Below are 24919 nucleotides of genomic sequence, written 5' to 3' on the forward strand. Positions count from 1 at the left end.
CGCGGCGGGGAGCTGTCAAGGGGGATCTCAAAGGACGGTGCGCCCGGTGGCGGGGAGCGGGGCCGAGGGTCATAATCCAGGGGACTGGGAGGCCCGGCACGGACCGGGCGGAGAGGGGGGAGACCGTGGAGGTGCGGGACGCGGGGCGCCGGGACGTGGGGGCCATGCTCGACCTGTTGGCGCAGGTGAACCGGGTGCACGCCGAGGGCAGGCCCGACCTGTTCCGCCTGGGCACCAAGTACGGTGCCGACGAGCTGGCCGCCATCCTGGAGGACGACGATAGGCCCGTCTTCGTGGCGGTGCTCAACGGGCGCGTGGCGGGCTACTGCCTCTGCGAGGTGCATCGTATGGAGGGCGACCCCATCCGCCGCGACGCCACCACGCTCTACATCGACGACCTCTGTGTGGACGAGGGCGTCCGCGGCCGCGGCGTGGGCCGCGCCCTCTACGGGCACGCGGTGGCCTGGGCCCGGGAGCGGGGCTTCTTCGACGTGACGCTCAACGTGTGGGAGTGCAACCCCGGCGCCCGCGCCTTCTACGAGGCCCTGGGCATGGTGCCGATGAAGACCTGCATGGAGCAGGTACTCTGAGGGGTACCGGCCGCCGCGGCCCTGCGGCGGCGGTCCCGCGACGGCGGCCCCCTCCCGCACCTGAATGCGGATGAGGGCGACTCCGTCGGCGTGTCTCCCGTCAAAACCGTCCTGGTGCGCGTTCAGGTGACGAGAATCCGCCCCTGGTCGCGTTCAGGTGCGGGAGCGGCCGCCCTCAACGGCGTTCAGGTGCAGAAGAAGGTGCAGAGGAGGGGCCGCCGTCGGGGACGTCGCCGGGAGACGGCCCCCGGGAGCGCCCCCGCTACCACCCCTTGCAGACGTCCACCCACCGGGCGCCGTCGCAGGCCCCCTCGAGCTCCTCGCACGACAGGCGCACGGCGCTGGCGGCGTTGCCGGCGGCCGGGTACACGGTGTCGAACCGCCGCAGGCTCTCGTCGAGGTACACGTCGCAGCCGGGCTCCACGCCGAACGGGCACACGCCGCCCACGCCGTGGCCGATGCGCTCCTCGGCCTCGTCGCGGCCCAGCATCTTGGCCTTGGTGTGGAACTCCGCCTTGAACCGGGGGTTGTCGATGCGCGCGTCGCCGGCGCAGACCACGAGGGCCACCCGGTCGCCCACGGCGAACGACAGCGTCTTGGCGATGCGTGCCGGCTCGCAGCCCACGGCCTCGGCCGCGAGCTCCACCGTGGCGCTCGACGTGTCGAACTCCATGACCCGGTCCTCCAGCCCGGCCGCCGCCAAGGCCCTCCGCGCCCTCTCGATCCCCATGGCTCTCCTCTCGTCGACCCTCTCGGCCCACAAGCCTAGGGCACCCGCCGCCACCCGTACCGAGGGTTCGTCAAACCGTGACAGGGCGGGCGGGGGAGCGGCTGTGCGAGACTGAAAGGACCGCCTTCCAGACCAGACCGCCCCCGATGGGAGGACCCGCCCGTGGCCCTGTTCCATATCGCCCTCGTGCTGCTCGTGTCGGTGCTCGTCTCCGCGGTGCTCGAGCAGTTCGTCCCCCGCGTCTCGCTGCCCCTGGTGCAGGTGGCCATCGGCCTGGCCATCTCGCTCCTGCTGGGGTCGGTGGCCCTCGCGCAGGTGGACCCCGAGCTCTTCCTCGTGCTCTTCATCGCCCCGCTGCTCTTCGACGAGAGCCGCCACGTGTCGCTCGCCTCCATGGCACGCCACTGGAGGCCCATCGCCTCGCTCTCCCTGGGGCTCGTCGTGGCCACGGCGCTCGCGGTGGGCGTCACGCTCCACGCCGCGCTGCCCACCGTGCCCCTGGCCGCCGCCATCGCCCTCGGCGGCGCCGTGGCCCCCACCGACGCCGCGGCCGTCTACGCCCTCTCCCGCGACGTGGCCGTCACCAAGCGCCAGGACGCCATCCTGTCGGCGGAGTCGCTCTTCAACGACGCCTCGGGTGTGGTCACGTTCCAGTTTGCCGTCGCGGCCGCGGTGACCGGGGCCTTCTCGGTGGCCGAGGTGTCGGTGGCCTTCGCGGTCACGTTCGCCGGCGGCCTGGCCGTGGGCGCCCTCATGGGCCTCGCCGGCGCGCTCGTGCTGCGGGCCCTCGGGTCCACCGGCCTCGAGAGCACGACGGCCCACGTGGCGTTCGAGGTGCTCACGCCGTTCCTCGTCTACCTCGTGGCCGGCGAGCTCGGCGTCTCCGGCATCCTCGCCGTGGTGGCGGCCGGCATCGTCATGGCCGCCATGCCCGAGCGCCGCACGCCGGCCCGGGCCCGCATGCGCCTGGTCTCCTCCAACGTGTGGGAGTTCGTCACCTTCATCATCAACGGCGTCGTCTTCGTGATCCTGGGCATGGAGCTGCCCCGCGCCCTCCTGCCGTCGTGGCGCTCGCCCGCCATCTCCAACGGCACGCTGCTCGCGAGCGCCGCCGCCGTCTGCCTCGTCGTGGTGGCCGTGCGCCTGGGGTGGACCCTCGCCATGGAGCTCGTGCGCGCCCGGTCCCTCTCGCGGTCCGGCGCCGCCTGCTCGGGCGCCGCCGAGGGCGGTGCGGCCACGGCGGGCGGTGCGCTCCGCTCGGCGGCCCTGCTCACCCTCGCCGGCCCCAAGGGCGCCATCACCCTCTCGGTCATCCTCACGCTGCCCTACCTCACGGCGGCCGGCGAGCCCTTCCCCGAGCGCAACGTCCTCGTGTTCATCGCCTCGTTCGTCATCGTGGCCACGCTGCTGCTGGCCAACTTCGCCATGCCGCTCGTGGCACCCTCGCCAGAGGACGCCGACGGGGAGGCGCGCGCCCTGGACGAGGCCCGCCTGGCCGTGCTGGAGCCCGTGGTGCGCGAGCTGTCGCGCCACCCGCGGGACACCGCCGCCGCCCGGGCCGCGCGCCGCTTCGTGCTCTCGGGGTACGGCGACCGTATCGCCCGCGCCCGCAACCGCACGGTCGACCCGCACGTCCTCGTGTGCATGCGCCTGGAGACCCTCGACCGCCAACGCGCCGCCGTGGCCGCCCTGGCCGGGGACCCGGCCCTGAGCCCGGCGGCCGTGGAGCGCTACGACGCGCAGCTCTCCGAGCTCTTCTCCATGGTGGCGCGCCTGGGCCGCGGCGACCCCTCGGCCACCCGGGTGCGCCGGCGGCGGCCCTCGGCCCTCCGCGCCCTCGCCCGCTCCCTGGCCGACGAGGTCCGCGGTCGCGGATCGGACGGCGCCTTCGAGCGCACGCTGCCGGTGCTGGCCCGCGCCTCCCAGGAGGCCGCCATCGGGTACCTCAGCGAGGCGGCCCGCGACCCGTCCCCGGAGCGCGCCCTGGCGGCGCGGCTGCTGCTCTCGGACCACTGGGCCGTGTACAACGCGCTCGTGGAGGGGTCCGACACCGGCGCGTCCCCCGTGCCGCCGGGTCCCCGGCCGCGCCGCGACCTGGAGCACCTGGCCGCCGAGCAGGGCGCGTCCCTCGCGGAGGCCCGGCACCTGGCGCGGGCCATGACGGCCGAGGGGCTCAGGCTCGAGCTGGACCGCATCGAAGGGCTCGTGGCCTCGGGCGACATCTCCCACGGCCAGGCGGCCGAGCTCACCGAGGAGGTCCACGTGCTGCAGCTGGGCCTCTAGACCCGGCCCTCTGTCCCGCCACCCGGACACTTTTGTCCCAATGGTCGGGCACTTCTGTCCCACTTTTGCCCGTCGGTCGGGCGCCCTGGGTGCTCGGACCCCCGACGGGGCGCCGGACCATGCCGAAGGCCCCTCCGGCATGGTTTTTCCTGTCGAGAGGCCCCCAAAACCCATGCCGGAGCTCTCAGTGGCATGGCCGGGCATCATAAGGAGAGAAATAAGAGAAGTGACAGATGGGCCAGGCACCGCTGTCACGCCCCGCAGCTGGGCTCGGCCCCGCCGTGCGCCGCTACTTCTCCGCCGCCCCGTGGTCGATCGTCGTGGCCAGCGGCTTCTGCCTGATGAACAGTGCCAGCACCAGGCCGCCCAGGCACAGCGGCACGAAGTATGCGAACAGCGGCACAAGGGCCTCGGAGTAGCCCTGGGCCACCGCGGCCTGCACGGGGCCGGGGAGCCCGTCCACGAACGACGGCGTGATCGAGGAGAGCGAGACGTTGTCGGCGGGCGGGAGCCTGTCGGCCACGTCCGCCACCAGGCGCGCGGTGAACAGCGACCCCACGAGGGAGGCGCCCACGGTGGAGCCCACCTGCCTGAACAGGCTGTTGGCGGCCGTGGCGGTGCCCACCATGGAGTGCGGGAACTCGTTCTGCACGATCAGCGTGAGGATCTGCAACCCCAGGCCGAAGCCGCAGCCCACGGTGAGCAGGATCGCCACCGTCTGCCACATGGGGGTGCCCGGCGCCATGGTGGCCATCAGGCCGAACCCCGCGGCGCACACGGCGCACATGGCCACGGGCATCCAGCGGTACCGGCCGGTCTTGGAGGCCAGCATGCCGGTGGCGGTGGAGGCCACGAGGCTGCCGACGGACATGGGCACGCACATGAGGCCGGCCGCCTCGGGCGACATGCGGTCGACGATCTGGAAGTACGTGGGCAGGTACGACACGGCGCCCATGAGGCCGATGTTGACGAGGAAGCCCACGGCCGAGGTGAGCACGAAGTCGCGGTCGCGGAACAGCCCCAGGGGCATGACCGGACTCGCGGCCCGCCGCTCGGCCGCCACGAGGCAGCCCACCGACGCCACGGCGACGCAGAGCAGCCCCACCACCTGCCAGCTGTCCCAGGCAAAGCGGTTGCCGCCCCACGACAGGGCCAGCACCAGGCTGCAGACGGCGGCCGCCAGGGAGGCCATGCCGGCGTAGTCGGGGTGCGTCTTCCGGTCGGCCGCGTCGCGGGGGAGGAACCTCCAGAGCCCGGCCAGCGCCACGAGGGCCAGCGGGATGGTGAACCAGAAGATCCAGCGCCAGCCGGTGACCTCCACGAACCACCCGCCCAGGAGCGGCCCCACCACGCGGCACACCGTGAACGTGGACCCCATGACGCCCATGAAGGCACCCAGGCGCCGCGGCGGGATGATGTCGGCCAGGGAGGCCTGTGACAGGATGATGAGGCCGCCCCCGCCCAGGCCCGAGACGAGCCGGCCCACGATGAGGAACTCCATGTTGGGCGTGAGGCCGCACACGGCCTTGCCCGCGGCGTAGAGGGCGAGACATCCCATGAGGAGCCGCTTGCGCCCCACGACGTCGCCCAGCTTGCCGTAGATGGGCATGGTCACGGTGGTGGCCAGGATGTAGGTGGTGGTCACCCACTGCATGGCCTCCACGCCGCCGAGGTCGCCCACGATGGTGGGCAGCGCCGTGGCGGCGATGGTCTCGGAGAGCGAGCTCACGGCCATGGCCAGCAGCAGCGCCCCGAAGACGAGCGTGAGCCGGCGGCCGCGCAGGCCCTCCTTCGGGTCCGTCGAGGTCGTCGGCTCTGCTGTCTGGTCGTTCACGGGGTCCTCCTCCGGGTCGCTCAGGGAGGCCCGTACCCAGAGACGGCCTCCCCCCGTTACGGGAAGGCCGCCGCCCCCGTCACGGCCGCCCCTGCCTTGGCCGCCCTCGGCGGGCCCTGCCGCACCGGGGGCGGGTCCCCGCGTGCCGCGCCGTCAGCCGTTGTCCACGGAGTAGCGCAGCCACACCTGCTCGCCGCCGGTGCCCACCCGTTCCACGGACTCCAGGTGGAACCGGTGCGGCTCCACGGGGGCGAGGCCCGGGGCGGCCATGAAGAGCGTCTGGGTCTCGGTGGAGCCGTCGGCGGACGGGTCCACTACCACGCTCACCTCGTCCACGATGCCCTGGCACAGCATGGACCAGTTGACGGTCCCTCCGCCGCCCAGCATCACGCAGTCCATGCCGAAGTCGTCGCGCAGGCGCCCGAGCAGGGCCGAGAAGTCCACGGTCTCCTCGCCGCACACGAGGTAGGGGATCGAGAGCCCGCGGAGGAAGGCCCGGTAGCGCTCCGAGGCCTGCTCTGTGAGCACCTCGAGCACCTTGGCGTCGGTGTCGCGGTAGCGGATGCGGTCGGAGGTCCAGCCGAGGCGCCCGTGGGGGTCGATGGAGATGTAGTACATGGGCTCGCCGGTATCGCAGAGGAAGTCGCCCTCGGGCACCGGGTCCCAGGCCTCGGGCAGTGCGGGCTCGGCGTGGTCGGTGAAGTTGTCGTCGGTGGTCACGCGGCCGCTGATCCAGCCTCCCATGGGCCATACCCGGTCGGGCCCGAAGGCCACGTCGTAGAAGGGGTTCTCGTCGAGGTCGCCGAGGACGTCCCAGAACCGGCCCATGATCTTGCCGTCGAGCGAGGTCTCCATGTGGCAGAAGACGTAGGGTTTGGCGCCCTCACCCCGCCACCCCATTACAGGTGCTCCCTCAGGAATGCCTCGATGTGGTCGAAGGGGATCTTGTCCATCTGGTCGTAGAGGTCGCAGTGGGTGGCACTGGGCACGATCTCGAGGACCTTGTTGTCGCCCTCGGGCCCCTTGGCCTCGGCAAGGGCCTCGAAGGCCTCCTGGCCGAAGTACCGGCTGTGGGCCTTCTCGCCGTGGACGACCATGACCGCACGGTCGATGTCGCCCAGGTAGGCCAGGAGCGGCATGTTGAGGAACGAGTAGTTGGACGTGACGTTCCAGCCGCCGTTGGAGTTGAGGGAGCGGGGGTGGTAGCCGCGGGGCGTCTTGTAGAAGTCCCAGTACTGCTGGACGTAGGCGGGGGCGTCCTCGGGGCGCTCGTCGGGAAGGCCGCCGGCCAGGGCGTAGGTGCCGGAGGCGTAGTCGGCCGTGCGCTGGGCGGCCACGGCGGCGCGCTTGGCGCGGCGCCCCTCGGCGGATTCCTCGGCGTCGAAGTAGCCGTTCGCGGTGACGCGGCTCATGTCGTACATGGTGCTGGCCACGGTGGCCTTGATGCGGGGGTCGGCCGCGGCGGCGGAGAGGGCCATACCGCCCCAGCCGCAGATGCCGAGGATGCCCACGCGCCCGCCGTCGACCTCGTCGGAGGTCTCGAGGTAGTCGACGGCCGCCGAGAAGTCCTCGGTGTTGATGTCGGGCGAGGCCACGTAGCGGGGCTCGCCGCCGGACTCGCCGGTGAACGACGGGTCGAAGGCCACGGTGAGGAACCCGCGGCGGGCGAGCTCCTGGGCGTAGCGGCCGCTCGCCTGCTCCTTGACGGCGCCGAACGGGCCGGCCACGGCGACGGCGGGCAGCGGGCCCTCGGCGCCCTTGGGCCTATAGAGGTCGGCGGCGAGGGTCACGCCGTAGCGGTTGTGGAAGCACACCTTGCGGTGCTCCACATCGGGGTCCTGGGGGAAGACCTTGTCCCATTCCTCAGTGAGTTCGAGCTTCTCGTTCTCCATGGTGCTGTCCAGTCTCTCGGGGCCCTCGGGGCCCGGTCTGCCGGTCGGTTACAGGGTGCGGATGGCCTTGGCGGGGACGCCTGCCACCACGGTGTTCGCGGGGACGTCGCGGGTCACCACGGCACCGGCGGCCACCACGGCGTTCTCGCCGACGGTGGTGCCGGGCAAGAGGATCGCGCCGGCGCCGATCCAGGCGTTGGCCCCCACGTGGACGGGCGACGGCTCTAGGCCGTGGCGCAGGGCGGGCTCCAGGGGGTGGTTGAGGGTGGCGATCACCACGTTGTGGCCGATGAGGGCACCGTCGCCCAGGTAGATGCCGCCCTGGTCCTGGAAGCGGCAGCCGGAGTTGATGAAGACCCCGCGGCCGATGTGGATGTTCTTGCCGCAGTCGGCGGTGAACGGCGGGAACAGGGAGAAGTCGTCGGGCACGGGACGCCCGCAGAGCTCGGCCATGAGGGCCCGCAGCTCGGCGGGCTCGTGGTAGCCGCCGTTGATGCGGGAGCAGATCTCGACGGCCTCCTGGCTGAGGCGATGCATCTCCTGGTGGACCGGGCCTCCGCCCCTCACCGGCTCGCCGCCGTCCATGGCGGCGAGAAACTCCTTGGTGTCCAAAGCGCTCCTTTCGATCGCGCGGCCTTGCCTCGATGGTGCGACCCCCGCTGCCCCATGGCAAAGACCTATAGTGAATGGACTGGCATAGATAGAACGTATGGAGGGTCCCATGGAACTCCGCGTGCTCCGCTACTTCCTGGCCGTCTGCGAGGAGGGCACCGTGTCCCGGGCCGCCACGGTGTGCCACGTGAGCCAGCCCACCCTTTCCCGGCAGCTCCGCGACCTCGAGGACGAGCTGGGCTGCGTCCTGTTCGAGCGCGGCCCCCACGGGGTGGTGCTCACCGACGAGGGGCGGTTCCTGCGGGACCGCGCGACGGAGATGACGGCCATCGCCGACGCCGCCGAGGCCGAGCTCAAGGCCTTCGACGGGGACATCGGGGGCCTGGTGTCCGTCGGCGCCGGGGAGTCGGAGGGCATGGCCGAGCTCGCCTGCGTCATGGCCGACTTCTCGCGGGCCCACCCGAAGGTCCGCTTCGATGTCCACAGCGGCAACGCCCGCGACGTCCTCGGGCGCCTCGATTGCGGGGCGGTGGACTTCGCCCTGCTCGTGGGGGGACGCGAGGAGGCCCGCCACGACGGGGTGGGCCTCACGGCGGGCGACGTCTGGGGCGTGGTGGCGCCCCGTGGCGGCCCGTTGGCGGACCGCGCCGCCGTGGGGCCGGCGGACCTCGTGGGCCTGCCCCTGATCGCCAGCGCCCAGGAGCGCACCGCCTCCTCGCTCAACCGCTGGCTCGGCCCCTACGGAGACCGCCTGGACGTGGTGGCCACCTACAACCTGGCCCACAACGCCGGCCTCATGGTCAAGGCGGGACTCGGCGTCGCCGTGACGCTCGGGGGGCTCGTGGAGTGCTCGGAGCGCACGGGCCTGGTCTTCATACCCCTGGCCCCGGCGGTGACGGTCGAGAACCGGGTGGTGTGGCTGCGCGACCGGACGCCCTCCCGGGCTGCCCGGCTCTTCAGGGAGGAGCTCATCTCCCGTTACCGGTGAGGAGCCCCTGCGCGCCCCCGGGTACCGTGGCCCCTAGAGGCTCTCCTTGAAGATCTGGGCCACCTCGGCCTTGGAGAGGGTGTGGTAGCCCCCCTCGAAGATGAACGTCCCCTCGACGGCCTGGTCGATCATGGACTCGTCGAAGCCGAGCTCCGCGCTGTGGGTCACCACGCCGAGCTCGTCCATCCAGGCGCCGAAGGCGTCGAGGCCCGCCTGGGCCAGCTCCTCGACCGTCCTGCCCTCCGCGGGGATGCCCCATACGTTGGCGGCGAAGCGGGCGAACTTCTCGGGGGCGTGGGCCATGACCAGTCGGTAGTAGGGGAGCGCCACGGTCGAGAGGGTCATGCCGTGGGTGGCATCGGTGAGGGCGCCGATGGCCTGGCCCAGCATGTGGACCTCCCAGTCGGTGGCCTTGCCGCAGGCCACGAGGGTGTTGAGGGCCCAGGTGCACACCCAGCTGATGTTGGAGCGGGCCTCGTAGTCGGTGGGGTCGTCCAGGGCGATGCGGCTGGAGTGGATCAGGGAGCGCATGAGCCCCTCGGAGATGTAGTCGCTCGTGTTGTCGTCGGATCCCGAGAAGTACTGTTCCTGGATGTGGTTGAAGGCGTCGAAGATGCCGGCGCGCATCTGGTAGTCGGGCACCGTGAGGGTGAGCTCGGGGTTGACGACGGCGAAGCGGGGCATCACCTCGGGGCCGAAGACGTGGCCGATCTTGAGGCCGGAGCCATGGTCCGAGATGACCGACCCACCGTTCATCTCGGACCCGGTGCCGCTCATGGTGAGCACGCACCCCACGGGCGTGACGGGGCCCTCGGGTTCGTCCATGGAGAGGTAGAACTTCTCCCAGGGGTCCTCGTCGCTGGTGAGGGCCACGGCCACGCCCTTGGCGAAGTCGATGACCGACCCGCCGCCCACGGCCAGGATGAGGTCGACGTCGTTGTCCTTGGCCACGGCGCGGCCCTCGCGGAGCTTGTCGGCGGTGGGGTTGGACATCACGCCGGGCAGCTCCACGACCTCCTTGCCGGCCTCCTCGAGCATGGCCGCGATCCGGTCGTAGAGGCCCGAGCGCTTGATGGAGCCGCCGCCGTAGACGAGCATCACCCGGGGCCCGTACTGGGCGAGCTCGCCGGGCAGCCGGTCCAGGGCGTCGGGGCCAAAATGCAGGCGGCAGGGGTTCTCATAGGTAAAGGTTCCGAGCATGGGCGACCTCCTCGAATAGGTTCGTGTCCCGTCGCCCCCAGTATGGGGACGGCGGGACACGGTTACCAATACCTATGATCTATTAGTTGATATGCCCAAAAGGCATGGACGGTGCGGCGCCCTAGGCCCGCTCCTCCACCGTCCGGGAGGCGCCCCTGCGGTCGAGGGCCAGGTGGTACCGGTTCATGACGGCGCGGGCGATGGGCTGGGCGATGAGCGCCTCCACGAAGAGGGCGACGCCGAAGTTGCGGGGCCAGCGGTACACGAACTCGCCGGCGGAGTGGCCGAGGGTCTCGCCGGTGGCCACCATGGGGGCGAGCAGGGTGAGCAGGACGGACAGGAACAGCACGGAGACGACGATGTTCAGCAGGACCTGCATGTTGTAGCTGTCGCCCTCGTCGGCCACCTTGGCGCACACGTGCTCCACGGGGCGCTTGGTGGCGACGACGCAGGCCACCACGAGCACCCACACGAAGACGATGGCAGAGTAGGTGGCGCCCCAGGCCTCGGGGGAGAAGCCGAGCTCCATGCAGGTGACGGTGGGGGCGATGAGGTTCACCGAGATGAGCGAGACGACGAGCAGGAAGAGCGCGAACTCTCGCCCGTTGCGGGGCAGTCGCATGAAGAACTTCATTGACCGGAACTCCTTCCGACGGCGCGCGCAAAAAAAGCGCAGGTCGGTAATGCCGACCTGCGCTGAACCGTTATACGCGCTTGGGTTATGTGCGCTTTGCAGGATAACACGACGCGACCGTGCCCCCCATCAAACGGAAACAAAACCCGCCCGCACCCCGTGGACGTTCCGTGGAGCCCCATGGTCCCCTCTTTAACCTGAACCTGACTACAGGTTTAGGTTCGAGCCACCGACCGCAACGAGAGGGGAAGCCATGGCAAAGATCGTGCAGACCGCGGGCCGCGACCAGCTGGGGGAGTTCGCCCCCATGTTCGCCGCCGTCAACGACGACGTCCTGTTCGGGGAGGTGTGGAACGACGGGACCCTGAGCCCCAAGACCCGCTCCATGCTCACTGTGACCACCCTCGTGGCCAAGGGCCTCTGCGACTCGTCCTTCGAGCACCACGTGGCCTTCGCCAAGAAGAACGGCGTCACCGGGCGGGAGATGGCGGCGCTCCTCACCCACGTGGCCTTCTACGCCGGCTGGCCCAACGCCTGGGCGGCCTTTCGCGTGGTCACCGGGGTCTACGCCGACGACCCCCTCGACCTGGGCGACCCCGAGGCCCATGGCGGGGTCTTCGGCCTCGGCGAGCCCAACGACGCTTTCGCGCGGTACTTCTCCGGCCGCTCCTGGCTCAACCCCCTCACCGACCCCGACGAGACGCAGTTTGTGGCCAACGTCACCTTCGAGCCGGGCTGCCGCAACAACTGGCACGTCCACCGCGCCACCCGGGGCGGCGGCCAGATCCTGCTTGTCACCGACGGCCGCGGCTGGTACCAGGAGGAGGGCAAGCCGGCACGGGAGCTGCACCCCGGCGACACCGTGACCATCCCCGCCAACGTCAGGCACTGGCACGGCGCGGCCAAGGACTCCTGGTTCTCGCACGTGGCCTTCGAGGCGCCCGGTGAGGGCTGCTCCAACGAGTGGTGCGAGCCCGTGTCCGACGAGGACTACGATGCCCTCCCGTAAGGTCGAGGGGCTGTCCATCGGCGAGGTGTCCGAGCGGTTCGGCGTGCCCGTCTCCACCCTGCGCTACTACGACCGGCAGGGGCTCTTCCCGGGGCTCGGGCGCAAGGGCGGCCAGCGCCGCTTCTCGCGGGAGGACGTGGAGACCCTGCGCATGATCGAGTGCCTCAAGGCCAGCGGGCTCGAGATCGCCCAGATTCGCCGGTTCATGGAGGCGGTGGGGGAGGGGCCGTCCACCTACGGCGAGCGTGCCGCCCTCTTCCACGGGCGCCGTGACCAGGTGGCCGCCGAGATGGAGCGCATCCGCGGCGTGCTCGAGGTGCTCGACTACAAATGCTGGTACTACGACGAGCTCCTGGCCGGCGCCGACGAGGCCGCCCTCCGGGCCCTCGGCGAGGAGGCCGTGCCCGAGGAGCACCGTGCCGGGTGGCGCCGCATCCACGAGGAGATGGCGGCCGGCGGCCGGGACGAGGGCTGAGCCGTCGCACACGCGAGGAAAGGAATCCCATGGAATACACCAAACTCGGATGGAGCGGCATCGAGGTCTCGAAGGTCTGTCTCGGCGGCATGAGCTTCGGCGAGCCGAGCCCCCGGTTCCACCAGTGGACCCTCGGCCCCGACGACACCCGCGCCGTGGTGGCGCGGGCCCTCGACGACGGCATCAACTTCATCGACACCGCCAACTGCTACTCCTTCGGCACGTCCGAGGAGTACATCGGCCGCGCCCTGCGCGACCTCGGCGTCGACCGCTCCCGGGTGGTGCTTGCGTCCAAGGTCTACTTCAACGAGGGCAACCTCTCGGCGGCGGCCATCGAGCGCGAGATCGACGGGACGCTCTCGCGCCTGGGCACCGACTACCTGGACCTCTACATCATCCACCGCTACGACTACGGCACCGACCCCGAGGAGACCATGGGGGCGCTCGACGCCCTGGTCCGCTCCGGCAAGGTGCGGGCCCTGGGGGCGAGCGAGATGTACGCCTACCAGCTCCAGAACCTGCAGCACGTGGCCGACGCCCACGGGTGGACCCGCTTCACCTCCATGCAGTGCCACTACAACCTGCTCTACCGCGAGGACGAGCGCGAGCTCATCCCCGTGTGCCGCCAGTACGGCATGGCGCTCACGCCCTACAGCCCGCTGGGGTCCGGCCATCTGGCGCGACCCACCTGGGACGCCCGCTCCGTGCGCAGCGAGACCGACGCCACCATGCGCGGCAAGTACGACGCCGCCAAGGCCCAGGACCTGCCCATCGTGGAGCGGGTGGCCGAGGTGGCCGCCGAGCACGGCGTCCCCATGGCGCAGGTGGCCCTGGCGTGGCTGTGGGCCCGCGGCGTGGAGAGCCCCATCGTGGGCTGCTCCAGGCCCTCGCGCGTGGACGACGCCTGCGCCGCCCTCGCCCTCGAGCTCACGGCCGACGACATGGAGCGGCTCGAGGGGCCCTACACCGCCCACGAGCTCGTGGGGCCCCTCGCCCGTCCCGGCGAGAAGGCCCTGGCGGGCGGCGTGCTGGCGTCCGACCTCTCGTGAGGGTGTCCGGCCCGCCGCAGCCGCCTGCCCATCCCCCTGGAACCCGTTGAAAGGAACGCCATGAGCAAGTCACTCGTCGCCTTCTTCAGCCACGGCGGCCGCACCGCCGCCGTAGCCCGCCGCGTGGCCGAGGCCGCGGGCGCCGACCTCTACGAGATCGTGGCCGAGCAGCCCTACACCGACGCCGACGTCGACTGGCGCGACGCCGGCTCCCGCACCACCCTCGAGGGCAAGGACCCCCAGGCCCGTCCGGCCATCTCCGGCTCCGTGGCGGACATGGACTCCTACGACGTCATCTACCTGGGGTTCCCCATGTGGTGGTACCGCGAGCCCAACATCGTGGACACCTTCCTCGACACCTACGACCTCGACGGCAAGACCGTCGTGCCGTTCTGCACCTCCGGCGGCTCGCCCGTCTCAGACGCCGTGCCCACGATCGCCGGCAACGCCGTGGGCGCCACCGTGCTCGAGGGCGCCACGCTCAACGGCCCCACCGACGCCCAGGTGGAGGCCCTGGTGGCTCAGGCCCGCTAGGCACCGGGACGGTCCCGGGGTCCGGGAGGTCCGCCGTTTTCACCCATGTGGTGGGCGTGAGACAGATTGTGTTCAGGCTGTAAGGCGGCCCCTGCGGGGGCCGCCTTTGCGTAGGATGGGTTGCCACCGTCTACGGGCCGCCGCGCCCACTTTTTAAGGAGAGCAGCCCATGGAGGCGTTCATCGACCAGTTCGGCTACCTGGCCGTCGGTGCCCTCATCCTCATCGAGAACGTGTTCCCGCCCATCCCGAGCGAGGTCATCCTGCCGCTGTCCGGCTTCCTCACCACCACGAGCCACCTCACCCTCCCCGGCGTGATCGTGGCCGCCACGGCGGGCTCGGTGCTCGGCGCGTTCATCCTCTACGGCATCGGCCGCGTCATCAGCCGCGAGCGCCTCGTGGCGTTCTTCGAGACGAGGCCCATGCGCCTGCTCGGGTTCACCGGGGCCGACGTCGAGCGAGTCGTGGGGTGGTTCGAGACCCGCGGGCAGCTCTCCGTCCTGCTTTGCCGCTGCGTGCCCGGCGTGCGCAGCCTCATCTCCATCCCGGCCGGCACCGCCCGCATGGGCGTGGGCCGCTTCACGCTCTACACGCTGGCGGGGTCCCTCCTGTGGAACACCGTGCTCTGCGGCCTGGGTGCGGCGGCGGGCGACGCCTGGCACAACGTGGCCGGCTCCGTGGCCTGGGCCTCCGACGTGCTCAAGCTGGCCGTCGTGGCCCTGCTCGTGGCGGGCGCCTGCTGGTGGGTCGTGCGCCGGGCGGTCCCCGCGTGGCGCGAGGACCGCGCCTAGCGGGGCGCTTTCCACTCCCCGCCGCACCCCCGGCACCCCCCCGCCGCACCCCATTTCGTACCCCCTCCTCCGCACCTGAACGCGGATAGGGGCGACCCTCTCGGCATCTGAACGCGGTTGGGGGCGGATTCTGCGCACCTGAAGGCATCCGAGGGCGACTTTCGGCGTAGAACGGCGTCGGAGGTCGCCCTCATTCACGTTCAGGTGCGGAGTGTCCGTTGGTTTGTCTGTTCATGACGTTATATTAATGGAAGATTAACGACACCTCTCCCCGGGTACGACGCCAGGAGTGTAGTCACTCATCGAACCTTGGGGGCATGTATGAAGACGACTCATGGGATCACCCGCCGCACGTTCGTCGGCGGCGCAGCGCTGGCCGGCGCCCTCGGCCTGGCCGCCTGTAAGTCGGAGGGGGCGTCCGACAGCGGCTCCGGCTCCGACGGCCAGTCCGACGGCACGCTCTCGCTCTCGGTGGTGGGCCTCTCGTGCATCGACCCCTACAACGTGCAGGACGACACCGACATCTCCGTGTGCCGCCAGGTCTTCGACCCGCTCATGACCTACGACTTCAAGAAGGACGAGGTCGTGCCCTGCGCCGCCGAGTCCGTCTCGCCCAACGGCGACGGCACCGTCTTCACCTTCAAGATCCGCCAGGGCGCCACGTTCCACAACGGCGACAAGGTGGACGCCGCCGCCTTCCAGCGCGGCTGGAATCGCCTCGTGAACCCCAAGACCATGGACAGCCCCAGCGCCGTGGCGGGCGCGCTCGCCGCGGTCAAGGGCTACCAGGACGTCCTCGACGGCAAGGCCGACTCCCTCTCCGGCGTCTCCTGCCCCGACGAGTACACCTTCCAGGTGACCCTCGACGAGCCGTTCTTCGAGTTCCCGATGATGTGCACCCTTATGCAGACCGCGCCGGTGCCCCAGGCGGCCCTCGACGACCCGAGCACGTTCTTCCACTCGCCCATCGGCAACGGCGCCTATAAGATCGACGGCGACTGGGTGGACGGCCAGTACGTCAACCTCGCTGCCTACGACGGCTACACCGGCGAGGTGAGGCCCAAGGTGGGTAAGCTCCACATCATGATCCAGAAGGACGTCTCCACGGGCTACCGCGAGTTTCAGGCCGGCAACGTGGACTACTGCGACGTCCCCACGGCCGAGATCTCCAACATCGAGAAGGAGTACGGCCTCTCCGAGGACGGCTACACCATCACCCCGGGCCACCAGCTCCTCATGGGCACCATGCCCGCCGTGTCGTACCTGGTGTTCAACCTCAAGGACCCGGCGCTCCAGGACGTGCACCTGCGCCAGGCCATCAGCCTCGCCATCAACCGCGACAACATCGTGAACACGGTGCTCCAGGGCTCCGCCGCCGTGGCCGACAACCTCGTGCCGCCGGCGTGCCAGGGCTACAAGCAGGGCCAGTGGGCCTACGCGCAGTACGACCCCGACAAAGCCAAGGAGCTCGTGGCCCAGTACTACCCGGACGGCACGCCCGAGCTGTCGTTCCTCTACAACGCCGACGGCGGCCACGCCGACACGGTCCAGGCCATCGCCGCCGACCTCGACGCCGCGGGCATCAAGGTGAGGCTCGAGACCATGGAGAACGCCGCCCTGCAGGACGCCATCAACGCCGGCTCCTACCAGATGGTGCGCACGGCCTCGCTGGCCCAGTACCCCTCCATCGACGACATCCTGCGCACGCTCTGCTCGTCCACCGGCGCCGACAACTCGGCGTCCTACTCCAACGACGAGGTCAACGACCTGCTCGCCAAGGCCCGGGCCACGTCCGACGCCGACGAGCGCACCTCCCTCTACCAGCAGGCCAACGCCGTCGTGGCCGAGGACGTGCCCTACGCGCCGCTGACCTTCTCGACCCTGCGGAAGCTCGGCTCCAAGCGCATCAAGGAGGCCTACGTGGCGCCCAACCGCGCCCAGAGCGACGCCTCCTGGGAGCTCGCGTGACAGAGGTGCCTGGCCCATCTGTCGCTTCGCCTGTTTCGTGACTAATGACGGCCCCCTCCCGCGACACCATGCGGGAGGGGGCCGTCGTCCAGGCCGTGCGACACCGAGAGTGCCCGGGTGGTGGGACAAAAGTGCCCGACCATTGGGACAAAAGTGTCCGGGTGGTGGGACAGGGGCGCCCCCTACGCGAAGTACTCCACGCCGCCCTCGATGAGCGGCTGGTACAGGTTGCCGCCCACGTTCTTGTAGAGGCCGCTGCCGGAGCGCTCCGAGTGGCCCATCTTGCCCATCACGCGGCCGTCGGGGCTGCAGATGCCCTCGATGGCCAGGAGCGAGCCGTTGGGGTTCACCGAGAGGTCCATGGACGGCCGGCCGTCCCCGTCCACGTACTGGGTGCACACCTGGCCGTTCTCCACCATGGAGGCGAGCACGGCGTCGGGTGCCACGAAGCGGCCCTCGCCGTGGCTGACGGCCACCGTGTGCACGTCGCCCACCTCGCACTTTGACAGCCACGGCGACAGGTCGGAGCACACCCGCGTGCGCACGAGGCGGCTCTGGTGCCGGCCGATGGCGTTGAACGTGAGGGTGGGGCACCCCGCGTCCATGGGGCGGATGTCGCCGAAGGGCAGGAGCCCCAGCTTCACCAGGGCCTGGAAGCCGTTGCAGATGCCCAGCATGAGGCCGTCGCGGTCCTGCAGCAGGCGCCGCACGGCCTCGGTGACGGCCGGGGAGCGGAAGAACGCCGTGATGAACTTGGCCGACCCGTCGGGCTCGTCGCCGCCGGAGAACCCGCCGGGGATCATGACGATCTGGCTGCGGTCGATGGCCTCGGCCAGCGCGGCGCAGCTCTCGGCCACGGCGTCCGGCGTGAGGTTGTTGACCACGAGGGTCTCGGCCACGGCGCCGGCGCGGCGGAAGGCCCGGGCGCTGTCGAGCTCGCAGTTGTTGCCCGGGAACACCGGGATGACCACCCGTGGTCTGCCGGCTTCGGTGCCGAGGAGCGACGGCCCGTGGTAGGTGGCGCCCGCGCCGCCCGTCCAGGTGGCCTGGGGCACCTCGGGCAGGCCGGCGGCCTCCTCGGGCGCCGTGCGGTAGGGGAACACGCCCTCCAGCGGGCGCTCCCAGGCCTCCTGCACGGCGGCCAGGTCCACGCACTCGTCGCCGGCGCGCAGCACGTACTCGTCCAGCGTCGTGCCGAGGGGCCCCACGGCCAGGCAGTCGGGGGCGTCCGGCACCTCGGCGCCGTCGGCCAGCTCCACGATGAAGGAGCCGTAGGCCGGCGAGAAGAGCGCCCCCGAGCCGTGGCTCGCCACGAAGGCGGGGTCGAGCTCCACGCCCACGGCGTTGCCCAGGCTCATCTTGAGCAGGGCCTCGGCCGTGGCGCCGTAGCCGGGCGTGGCCACGGAGAGCGCGGCCCCGCTTCCCACGAGGTCCTCCACGAGGGCCATGGCGGCCTTCTCGGCCCCGGCCTCGGGCACGAGGGGGGCGTCGTCGCGGTAGCGCGGCACGATGCCCAGCAGCCGGTGGCCGGCGCCCTTGAGCTCGGGGGAGGTAACGCGGCCCACGGGGCCCACGGCCGTGGCGAACGACACGAGCGTGGGCGGCACGTCCAGCTCGTCGAACGACCCGCTCATGGAGTCCTTGCCGCCGATGGCCCCCACCTCGAGGTCCAGCTGGGCGTCCAGGGCGCCGAGCACCGAGGCCACGGGCTTGCCCCAGCGGGCGGGCTCGTCGCGCAGGCGCTCGAAGTACTCCTGGAACGTGAGGTAGGCGTCCTCGCGGCGGAAGCCGGCGGCCACGAGGCGCGCCACGCTCTCCACCACGGCGAGGTAGGCGCCGGAGTACTGGTCGGCCGCCGAGAGGTACGGGTTGAAGCCCCAGGCCATGGCGGAGCACGTGGTGGTCTCGCCGTCCACGGGGAGCTTGGCCACCATGGCGCAGGGCGGGGTGAGCTGGCGGGTGCCGCCGTGGGGCATGAGGACGGTGGCGGCGCCGATGGTGGAGTCGAACCGCTCCGTCAGGCCCTTGTTGGAGGCCACGTTGAGGTCGGAGGCCACGGCGGCCAGGCGCTCGGCCAGCGGCAGCGAGCCGTCGGCCCAGGCGGCGGGCACGCCCCACTCGCCCGGCGCCTCCACGAGCACGTCCTGGTGCTTGGGGGCGCCGTTGGAGGCGAGGAACGCGCGGGACAGGTCCACCACGGTGCCCCCGCGCCAGGCCATGGTCACCCGGGGCTCGGCCGTCACGGTGGCGATGGGCGTGGCCTCGAGGTTCTCGCCGCGGGCCAGCTCGATGAAGGCGTCCACGTCCTCGGGCGCCAGGGCCACGGCCATGCGCTCCTGGCTCTCGGAGATGGCGAGCTCGGTGCCGTCGAGGCCCTCGTACTTCTTGGGTACGGCGTCGAGGTCGATGGCCAGGCCGTCGGCGAGCTCGCCCACGGCCACCGACACGCCGCCGGCGCCGAAGTCGTTGCAGCGCTTGATCATGCGGCAGGCCTCGGCGTTGCGGAACAGGCGCTGGAGCTTGCGCTCCACGGGGGCGTTGCCCTTCTGCACCTCGGCGCCGCAGGTCTCGATGGAGGTGGCGGTGTGGGACTTCGACGAGCCCGTGGCCCCGCCGATGCCGTCGCGGCCCGTGCGGCCGCCGAGCAGCACCACCACGTCGCCGGGGGCGGGCTCCTCGCGGCGCACGTTGGCGGCCGGCGCGGCGCCCACCACAGCGCCGATCTCCATGCGCTTGGCGGCGTAGCCGGGGTGGTAGAGCTCGGCCACCTGGCCGGTGGCCAGGCCGATCTGGTTGCCGTAGGAGGAGTAGCCCTGGGCCGCGGTGGTCACGAGCTTGCGCTGGGGGAGCTTGCCGGGCAGGGTGTCCGCCACAGGCACCGTGGGGTCGGCCGCGCCGGTGACGCGCATGGCCTGGTAGACGTAGGAGCGTCCGGAGAGCGGGTCGCGGATGGCGCCGCCGATGCACGTGGCCGCCCCGCCGAAGGGCTCGATCTCGGTGGGGTGGTTGTGGGTCTCGTTCTTGAAGAGGTAGAGCCAGTCCTGCTCCTCGCCGTCCACGTCCACCCTCACCTTGACGGTGCAGGCGTTGATCTCGTCGGACTCGTCGAGGCCCGTGAGCACGCCCCGCGCCTTGAGGGCGCGGGCGCCGATGGTGCCCATGTCCATGAGGCAGACGGGCTTGGCGTCGCGGCCCAGGTCGTGGCGGCACTCCAGGTAGCGGTCGAACGCCCTCTGCACGCGGGCGTCCTCGATGGCCACGGAGTCGAGCTCGGTGCCGAAGGTGGTGTGGCGGCAGTGGTCGGACCAGTAGGTGTCGATGACCCGAATCTCGGTGATGGTGGGGTCGCGGCCCTCGTCCGTGAAGTAGCTGCGGCAGAACCGCGCGTCGTCGAGGTCCATGGCCAGGCCGCGCCCGGCCACGAACCCGGCGAGCTCGTCGTCGTCCCACTGGCGGAAGCCCTCGAGCACCTCCACGTCGGGGGGCGCCGGGAAGTCCTGGGCCAGGGTGACGGGTTTCTCGAGGGAGGCCAGGCGCGCCTCCACCGGGTTCACCACGTAGGCCTTCACGCGCTCGACGTCCCCGTCGGAGAGGTCGCCCTCCAGCGCGTACACCGTGGCGGAGCGCACGAGGGGCCGCTCGCCCTGGCTGATGAGCTGCACGCACTCGCTGGCCGACTCGGCGCGCTGGTCGAACTGCCCGGGGAGGAACTCCACCGCGAACACGGCGGCGTCGCCCAGGTCGGGGAGCTCCTCGGAGGCGTCGTCCGACTGGGGCTCGGAGAAGACCGTGGGCACGCAGGCGGCGAACGTCGCCTCGTCCAAGCCCTCCACGTCGTAGCGGTTGAACAGGCGCAGGCCGGTGAGGCCCGCGATGCCCACGATGTCGCGCAGCTCCTGGGCGAGGGAGCGCGCCTCGATGTCGAACCCGGGCTTTTTCTCCACGTAGATCCTCGAAACCATAGGTCTGAAGGCCTTTCTCTGGGCGTCGGGTCTGCCAGCCCCCATGATAGCGCCCGCACCGGCCGTGCTGGGCGGATGCTGAAAAGGCGGGCCACTGATAGACGAGACGCCCGGTCCGTGCACACCGGCGCCGCAAGCCGCTTGGCGTCGCCGGCGGCGGGTATGCACCCAAGGTCCGATTCGCCCGCACACCGGAGGAGACCCGTGGACCTCGCCATCGCCCTGCTGCTGCCCCTCGCCGGTACCGTCGCCGGCGCCGCCTGCATGTTCTTCATGACCGGTGCCATGAGCCCGCTGCTCAGGCGTGCCCTCACGGGCTTCGCCGCCGGCGTCATGGTGGCCGCCTCCGTCTGGAGCCTCATCGTCCCGGCCATGGAGCAGTCCGAGGCCATGGGGCGCCTGTCGTTCCTCCCGGCGCTCGTGGGGTTCTGGGCCGGCGTGGGCTTCCTGCTCCTGCTCGACCACGTGGTGCCCCACGAGCACGCCGACGGCGAGGACGAGGGGCCCCAGAGCTCGCTGCCCAAGTCGGTCAAGCTGGCCCTGGCCGTGATCATCCACAACATCCCCGAGGGTATGGCCGTGGGCGCCCTCTGCGCCGGCTGGCTCATGGGCGGCGTGGACATCACCTCCGGCGGCATGCTGGCCCTCTCCGCCGGCATCGCCATCCAGAACTTCCCCGAGGGCGCCATCGTCTCCATGCCGCTGCGCGGGGACGGCATGGGCAAGGGGAGGGCCTTCGGCTGGGGCGTCTTCTCGGGCGTCGTGGAGCCGGTGGCGGCCCTCGTCACCATCGCCCTGGCCGAGCTCGTGACCCCGGTGCTGCCCTACCTCCTGGGCTTCGCCGCCGGCGCCATGATGTACGTGGTGGTGGAGGAGCTCATCCCCGAGACCGCCATGGGGGAAGGCCACTCCAACCTGGGCACGCTGCTGTTCTCCGTGGGCTTTACCCTCATGATGGTGCTCGACGTGGCCCTGGGCTAGGCCTGGTGGGATTTGAATGGGGGGACTCGCCCCTTCAGGGATCTTGGGAGAGACTGCCTGTGACCTGAACGTCTCTTAAATGCTCAAGGACCCCAAGAAGGAGTACCCATGCAGATCTCTGCCCGCAACCAGCTCGCCGGCACCGTCACCTCCGTCGATCGTGGCGCCGTCAACGGCATTGTGACCATCGAGGGCGGCTTCGGCCGCGTGAAGGCCGGCATCACCAACGACGCCATCGACGAGCTCGGCCTTGCCGAGGGCATGGCCGCCGTAGCCGTCGCCAAGGCCACCTCCGTCATGTTCGCCACCGGGGCCATCGCCGGCCTCTCTGCCCGCAACCAGCTCGCTGGCAAGGTCGTCGAGGTCAAGCGCGGCGCCGTCAACGGCCACGTGACCGTCGAGCTCGCCGATGGACAGACCGTCAAGGGCTCCATCACCAACGACGCCATCGACGAGCTCGGCCTCGTGGTGGGCGAGACCGCCACGGCCGTCATCAAGGCCACCGACCTCATGGTGGGCGTCGAGGAGTAGCGGGGCGCCGAGGCCGTGCATCACCGGCGTCGTGAGGCGCCCGGGCCCGGGGGCGACCCTGGGCCCGGGCGCCTTTTCCATGCTGCGCATCCTCGCCGAGTGCCGCGGGCCCTAATCGCGGTTGCCCGGCCGGTAGCGCAGGTGAACCGCGCCTTCCCCGAGGTCGTCCACACCCTCGAGCGACAGCGGCACGGGCGCTTTCGGGGTGTCGCCGAGCCAAGTGAAGAGCGACGCAGCGCGTGGGTCGCCGCTGGCCACGGGCGCCACCACCACAGAGACCTCGTCCACGCGCCCGGACTCGAGGAACGTCCAGTCGGCCACGCCGCCGCCGCATACGAGCACCCGCCGGGCCCCCAGCAGGTCGCGGGCCTTGTCCAGCGCCAGCGCGCAGTCCACCCGTTGGGTGCCGCACACCAGGTAGGAGATGCCGCGGGCCCGCAGGTAGGCGAGGAACGCCTTGGGCGTCTCCTCGCACACGAGCTCCACCACCGTGCTCGATGGGCGCCCGGGCCTGTCCAGCCGGGAGGAGCGCCACCAGACCTCGCCGGCGGCGTCCGTGGCGAGCAGGAACGGGCCCTCGGCGTCGGGCGCCACGAAGTCGCCGTCGGGCACCGGATCGCCGGGCAGTGTGACCGGGGCGGCCGGGAAGCCGGCGAACTCCAGTGCCGTCACAGTGCCGTAGACCGAGGCGTCGGGGTCGTATGCCTCGCGGATCCTGCCGTAGGCGGCCCGGGCGCCGGCTGCGGCGTCGGATCCCATGAAGGGCCCGGAGATCCTTCCGTCAACGGTGGTGAGGATGTGGATGACAGTGCGCAACGCGGGCTCCTCTCGTCGTGATGTGCCCCTAGCGTCCCACGGCGAGCCGCTGTCGGCTCTATCCTTAGGGTTTCCACTGCCTGACTAAAAGGACGCGCCGTCGGTGGGACCGCCCGCGCCCCTACCGGATGAAGTTCGTGCGCTGGAACGGCTCCTTCACGGGCAGACCGTAGCGCTCCCTGCCCAGGGCGACGCTTTTCATGAGGAAGGCCATGTTGCGGGCCAGGGTGCGCATCTGCTGCATGCCCTCTGCGTCCTCGGCCGCCTCGCCGCGCTCACGGCCGAACACGCCGTTCCAGTACTGGCCCGTGGCAATGGGCATGCCGCTGATGGCGAAGTACTTGTTGAGCTCGTCGTAGGTGGCGCTCGTGCCGCCGCGGCGCGCCACAGCGAAGGCCGCACCCACCTTCATGGTCTTGTCCTGACCGCCGGTGCTGTAGAAGAGCCGGTCGAGAAAGGCGCTCACGGTGCCGTTGGCGCTCCCGTAGTAGACCGGGGCCCCCACCACGAGGCCATCCGCCTCTGCGAGCTTGGGGGCCACCTCGTTTACGATGTCGTCGAAGACGCAGCGGCCGTGCTCGAAGCAGTGGCCGCAGGCGATGCAGCCGCGGATGTCCCTGCCGCCGACAGTCACGCGCTCGCAGTCGATGCCCTCCTCGGCAAAGACGTTCTCCATCTCGTCCAGCGCCAGGGCGGTGTTGCCGCCGGGCCGCGGGCTGCCGCAGATAGTGAGCACCTTCATGGGACCCTCCTCGGTCGTTCCATCGTTCCTTCGTCCCATCGTATCCGCGGTGGTTACCCGCTCCCCGCATGGGAGGGACCCTCCTGGGGAACCAACCACCACGGGGCGCCCTCTCAGCCGATCCTGGGCGACGCCGCGTCGTTCACAGGAGGGGAGAGGCCATGGCTTCGTTCAAACGCGTGTTCATGAGATTCTTCACAAAGGACCAGGAGGGCCGCTACTCCGTGCTCACGCTGGAGTGGTGGCGCACTCTCTTCGTGGTGTTCTGCGTCTTCTGCTGGGTGGGCCACTGGCTCGAGATTCCCTACTGCCTGTTCATGAGCCAGTTCGGCATCGTGGCCCCCGACTACGCCGTCTGGGTGGAGCCCATCTACACGCCCTACTGGGTCTACGGCATCGGCGCCGTGGCCATGACCCTCGTGATCGAGCCGTTCCGCGAGGACGTCATCGCCAAGCGCAGGACCACCCGGGGCGCCGTCCTCGAGACCTTCGCCTACACCGTGGCTGTGGCCGCCGTGCTCGAGACCGTCATTGGTCTCATCATCAACCAGCCGGACGCCGCGGGGGAGTACCCCTATTGGGACAACTCGCAGCTGCCCCTCAACATCCTGGGGCAGGGCTGGCTCGTCAACGACCTCGTCATCGGCGTCATGGCCATCCTCTACCTCTGGGTGTTCTATCCCGCCATCGACGCCTGGCTGCGCTCCCTGCGCCCATGGGTGGCGAACACCGTGTGCGTTACGCTCGTCGCGCTCATCGTCGTGGCGGCCCTCTTCGCCTACCTGTAAGCGATCCGTTGCCCTTCACGTTATCTGACGGTGCTGTGAGGGCCGGGCACCCCTGTCGGGGCGTCCGGCCCTCTCCCGTGTTCCTAGGCCGGCGGATCCGGGCGTTCCCGCGGCGGTCATCCGCGAAAGCGCGATGCCTCGGCGCCCACGGCGGTTTACCACGGTGGTGTTCGGGTCGTTTTCGGTGGGCCACCTCAGGTTCTACCCGGTAGATGCATATCAAAGTGTCTTTATCTTTGGCAAAGAACATAATTGGACCTATATGCATCCAACTCGACCTGATATGTCTCATGGTTCCCTTATATAGCTATTTATCTGCATATTTCTGTGATTCGATTTCAAAAAAAGAATTGTCCTGTTGCTGGATGTAAGTCCCTTAAAAGTATCTTGAACAAAAGTGTTGTTCAGAGGGTACTTCTCATTTAAACTCAGCTGAATAAGTAATAGTGCACTTTTCTGCCCATTGGTTCCCGCGCGTCGGGCCGAGGGGTGCGCCGGTGGCGTGCCACCC

Annotated in this window: 22 protein-coding genes; 12 read left to right on the forward strand and 10 right to left on the reverse strand. The window is 70.5% G+C overall.

Annotated features, from left to right (window positions below):
- The first annotated feature begins 125 nt into the window (after positions 1 to 125).
- The gene (locus NFR49_RS07825) at positions 126 to 590 is read left to right on the forward strand and encodes a GNAT family N-acetyltransferase (protein ID WP_251159085.1); all 465 of its coding nucleotides are present in this window, start codon (positions 126 to 128) and stop codon (positions 588 to 590) included.
- A gap of 262 nt (positions 591 to 852) precedes the next feature.
- On the opposite strand, the gene NFR49_RS07830 is transcribed toward NFR49_RS07825, so the two are convergent.
- Positions 853 to 1320, reverse strand: a complete 468-nt coding sequence (locus tag NFR49_RS07830; protein ID WP_251159086.1) for a YbaK/EbsC family protein — start codon at positions 1318 to 1320, stop codon at positions 853 to 855.
- A 162-nt stretch (positions 1321 to 1482) separates the two neighbouring features.
- Between NFR49_RS07830 and NFR49_RS07835 the strand changes: the two genes are divergently transcribed.
- Positions 1483 to 3603 (forward strand): cation:proton antiporter, encoded by a 2121-nt coding sequence (locus NFR49_RS07835; protein WP_251159087.1) that lies wholly within the window; start codon positions 1483 to 1485, stop codon positions 3601 to 3603.
- Between the two features lie 289 nt (positions 3604 to 3892).
- Here the strand turns inward: NFR49_RS07835 and NFR49_RS07840 are convergent, their stop codons facing one another.
- The 4 genes from NFR49_RS07840 to NFR49_RS07855 form a co-directional block, all read right to left on the reverse strand.
- The gene (locus NFR49_RS07840) at positions 3893 to 5437 is read right to left on the reverse strand and encodes an MDR family MFS transporter (RefSeq protein WP_251159088.1); all 1545 of its coding nucleotides are present in this window, start codon (positions 5435 to 5437) and stop codon (positions 3893 to 3895) included.
- 153 nt (positions 5438 to 5590) lie between these two features.
- Positions 5591 to 6337, reverse strand: coding sequence for a RibD family protein (locus NFR49_RS07845; RefSeq protein ID WP_251159089.1), 747 nt, complete (start codon positions 6335 to 6337; stop codon positions 5591 to 5593).
- Entirely contained in the window at positions 6337 to 7329 is a 993-nt protein-coding gene (locus NFR49_RS07850; RefSeq protein WP_251159090.1) for an alpha/beta hydrolase, read from the reverse strand. Before NFR49_RS07850 ends, NFR49_RS07845 begins: the two co-directional genes overlap by 1 nt.
- Before the next feature lie 48 nt (positions 7330 to 7377).
- Entirely contained in the window at positions 7378 to 7941 is a 564-nt protein-coding gene (locus NFR49_RS07855) for a DapH/DapD/GlmU-related protein (RefSeq protein WP_251159091.1), read from the reverse strand.
- Positions 7942 to 8050: 109 nt separating this feature from the next.
- Here NFR49_RS07855 and NFR49_RS07860 point away from each other — a divergent pair, with 109 nt between their 5' ends.
- Entirely contained in the window at positions 8051 to 8929 is an 879-nt protein-coding gene (locus NFR49_RS07860; protein ID WP_251159092.1) for a LysR family transcriptional regulator, read from the forward strand.
- 33 nt (positions 8930 to 8962) lie between these two features.
- Here the strand turns inward: NFR49_RS07860 and NFR49_RS07865 are convergent, their stop codons facing one another.
- Both NFR49_RS07865 and NFR49_RS07870 read right to left on the reverse strand, forming a co-directional pair.
- On the reverse strand, positions 8963 to 10129 hold the full coding sequence (locus tag NFR49_RS07865) for an iron-containing alcohol dehydrogenase (protein WP_251159093.1): 1167 nt from the start codon (positions 10127 to 10129) through the stop codon (positions 8963 to 8965).
- A gap of 121 nt (positions 10130 to 10250) precedes the next feature.
- Entirely contained in the window at positions 10251 to 10763 is a 513-nt protein-coding gene (locus NFR49_RS07870) for a hypothetical protein (protein ID WP_251159094.1), read from the reverse strand.
- Positions 10764 to 11016: 253 nt separating this feature from the next.
- On the opposite strand from NFR49_RS07870, the gene NFR49_RS07875 reads away from it, so the two are divergent.
- The 6 genes from NFR49_RS07875 to NFR49_RS07900 all read left to right on the forward strand — a co-directional run bounded on the left by NFR49_RS07875 (position 11017) and on the right by NFR49_RS07900 (position 16588).
- Entirely contained in the window at positions 11017 to 11772 is a 756-nt protein-coding gene (locus tag NFR49_RS07875) for a carboxymuconolactone decarboxylase family protein (RefSeq protein WP_251159095.1), read from the forward strand.
- Positions 11759 to 12247 (forward strand): MerR family transcriptional regulator, encoded by a 489-nt coding sequence (locus tag NFR49_RS07880; RefSeq protein ID WP_251159096.1) that lies wholly within the window; start codon positions 11759 to 11761, stop codon positions 12245 to 12247. The genes NFR49_RS07875 and NFR49_RS07880 overlap by 14 nt, the downstream gene beginning before the upstream one ends.
- A gap of 29 nt (positions 12248 to 12276) precedes the next feature.
- Positions 12277 to 13296: an aldo/keto reductase gene (locus tag NFR49_RS07885; RefSeq protein WP_251159097.1), complete on the forward strand. Its 1020-nt coding sequence runs from the start codon at positions 12277 to 12279 to the stop codon at positions 13294 to 13296.
- Positions 13297 to 13356: 60 nt separating this feature from the next.
- On the forward strand, positions 13357 to 13830 hold the full coding sequence (locus NFR49_RS07890; RefSeq protein WP_251159098.1) for a flavodoxin: 474 nt from the start codon (positions 13357 to 13359) through the stop codon (positions 13828 to 13830).
- Between the two features lie 169 nt (positions 13831 to 13999).
- Entirely contained in the window at positions 14000 to 14620 is a 621-nt protein-coding gene (locus NFR49_RS07895) for a DedA family protein (protein WP_251159099.1), read from the forward strand.
- Between the two features lie 321 nt (positions 14621 to 14941).
- Positions 14942 to 16588, forward strand: a complete 1647-nt coding sequence (locus NFR49_RS07900) for a peptide ABC transporter substrate-binding protein (RefSeq protein ID WP_251159100.1) — start codon at positions 14942 to 14944, stop codon at positions 16586 to 16588.
- A 182-nt stretch (positions 16589 to 16770) separates the two neighbouring features.
- On the opposite strand, the gene NFR49_RS07905 is transcribed toward NFR49_RS07900, so the two are convergent.
- A complete protein-coding gene (locus NFR49_RS07905; RefSeq protein WP_251159101.1) occupies positions 16771 to 20550 on the reverse strand; it encodes a phosphoribosylformylglycinamidine synthase in 3780 nt (1259 codons plus the stop codon).
- Positions 20551 to 20754: 204 nt separating this feature from the next.
- Between NFR49_RS07905 and NFR49_RS07910 the strand changes: the two genes are divergently transcribed.
- Both NFR49_RS07910 and NFR49_RS07915 read left to right on the forward strand, forming a co-directional pair.
- Positions 20755 to 21531: a ZIP family metal transporter gene (locus tag NFR49_RS07910; RefSeq protein WP_251159102.1), complete on the forward strand. Its 777-nt coding sequence runs from the start codon at positions 20755 to 20757 to the stop codon at positions 21529 to 21531.
- Between the two features lie 108 nt (positions 21532 to 21639).
- Positions 21640 to 22062 (forward strand): TOBE domain-containing protein, encoded by a 423-nt coding sequence (locus tag NFR49_RS07915; RefSeq protein ID WP_251159103.1) that lies wholly within the window; start codon positions 21640 to 21642, stop codon positions 22060 to 22062.
- Positions 22063 to 22173: 111 nt separating this feature from the next.
- Here NFR49_RS07915 and NFR49_RS07920 read toward each other — a convergent pair whose 3' ends face one another.
- Positions 22174 to 22878 (reverse strand): dihydrofolate reductase family protein, encoded by a 705-nt coding sequence (locus NFR49_RS07920; RefSeq protein WP_251159104.1) that lies wholly within the window; start codon positions 22876 to 22878, stop codon positions 22174 to 22176.
- Positions 22879 to 22999: 121 nt separating this feature from the next.
- Positions 23000 to 23620: a flavodoxin family protein gene (locus NFR49_RS07925; RefSeq protein ID WP_251159105.1), complete on the reverse strand. Its 621-nt coding sequence runs from the start codon at positions 23618 to 23620 to the stop codon at positions 23000 to 23002.
- A 161-nt stretch (positions 23621 to 23781) separates the two neighbouring features.
- Here NFR49_RS07925 and NFR49_RS07930 point away from each other — a divergent pair, with 161 nt between their 5' ends.
- On the forward strand, positions 23782 to 24408 hold the full coding sequence (locus NFR49_RS07930; protein WP_251159106.1) for a putative ABC transporter permease: 627 nt from the start codon (positions 23782 to 23784) through the stop codon (positions 24406 to 24408).
- Positions 24409 to 24919 lie beyond the last annotated feature (511 nt).

It is taken from the genome of Caniella muris (assembly GCF_943193035.1).
In the GTDB taxonomy this organism is placed as follows: Bacteria; Actinomycetota; Coriobacteriia; order Coriobacteriales; family Atopobiaceae; genus Granulimonas; species Granulimonas faecalis.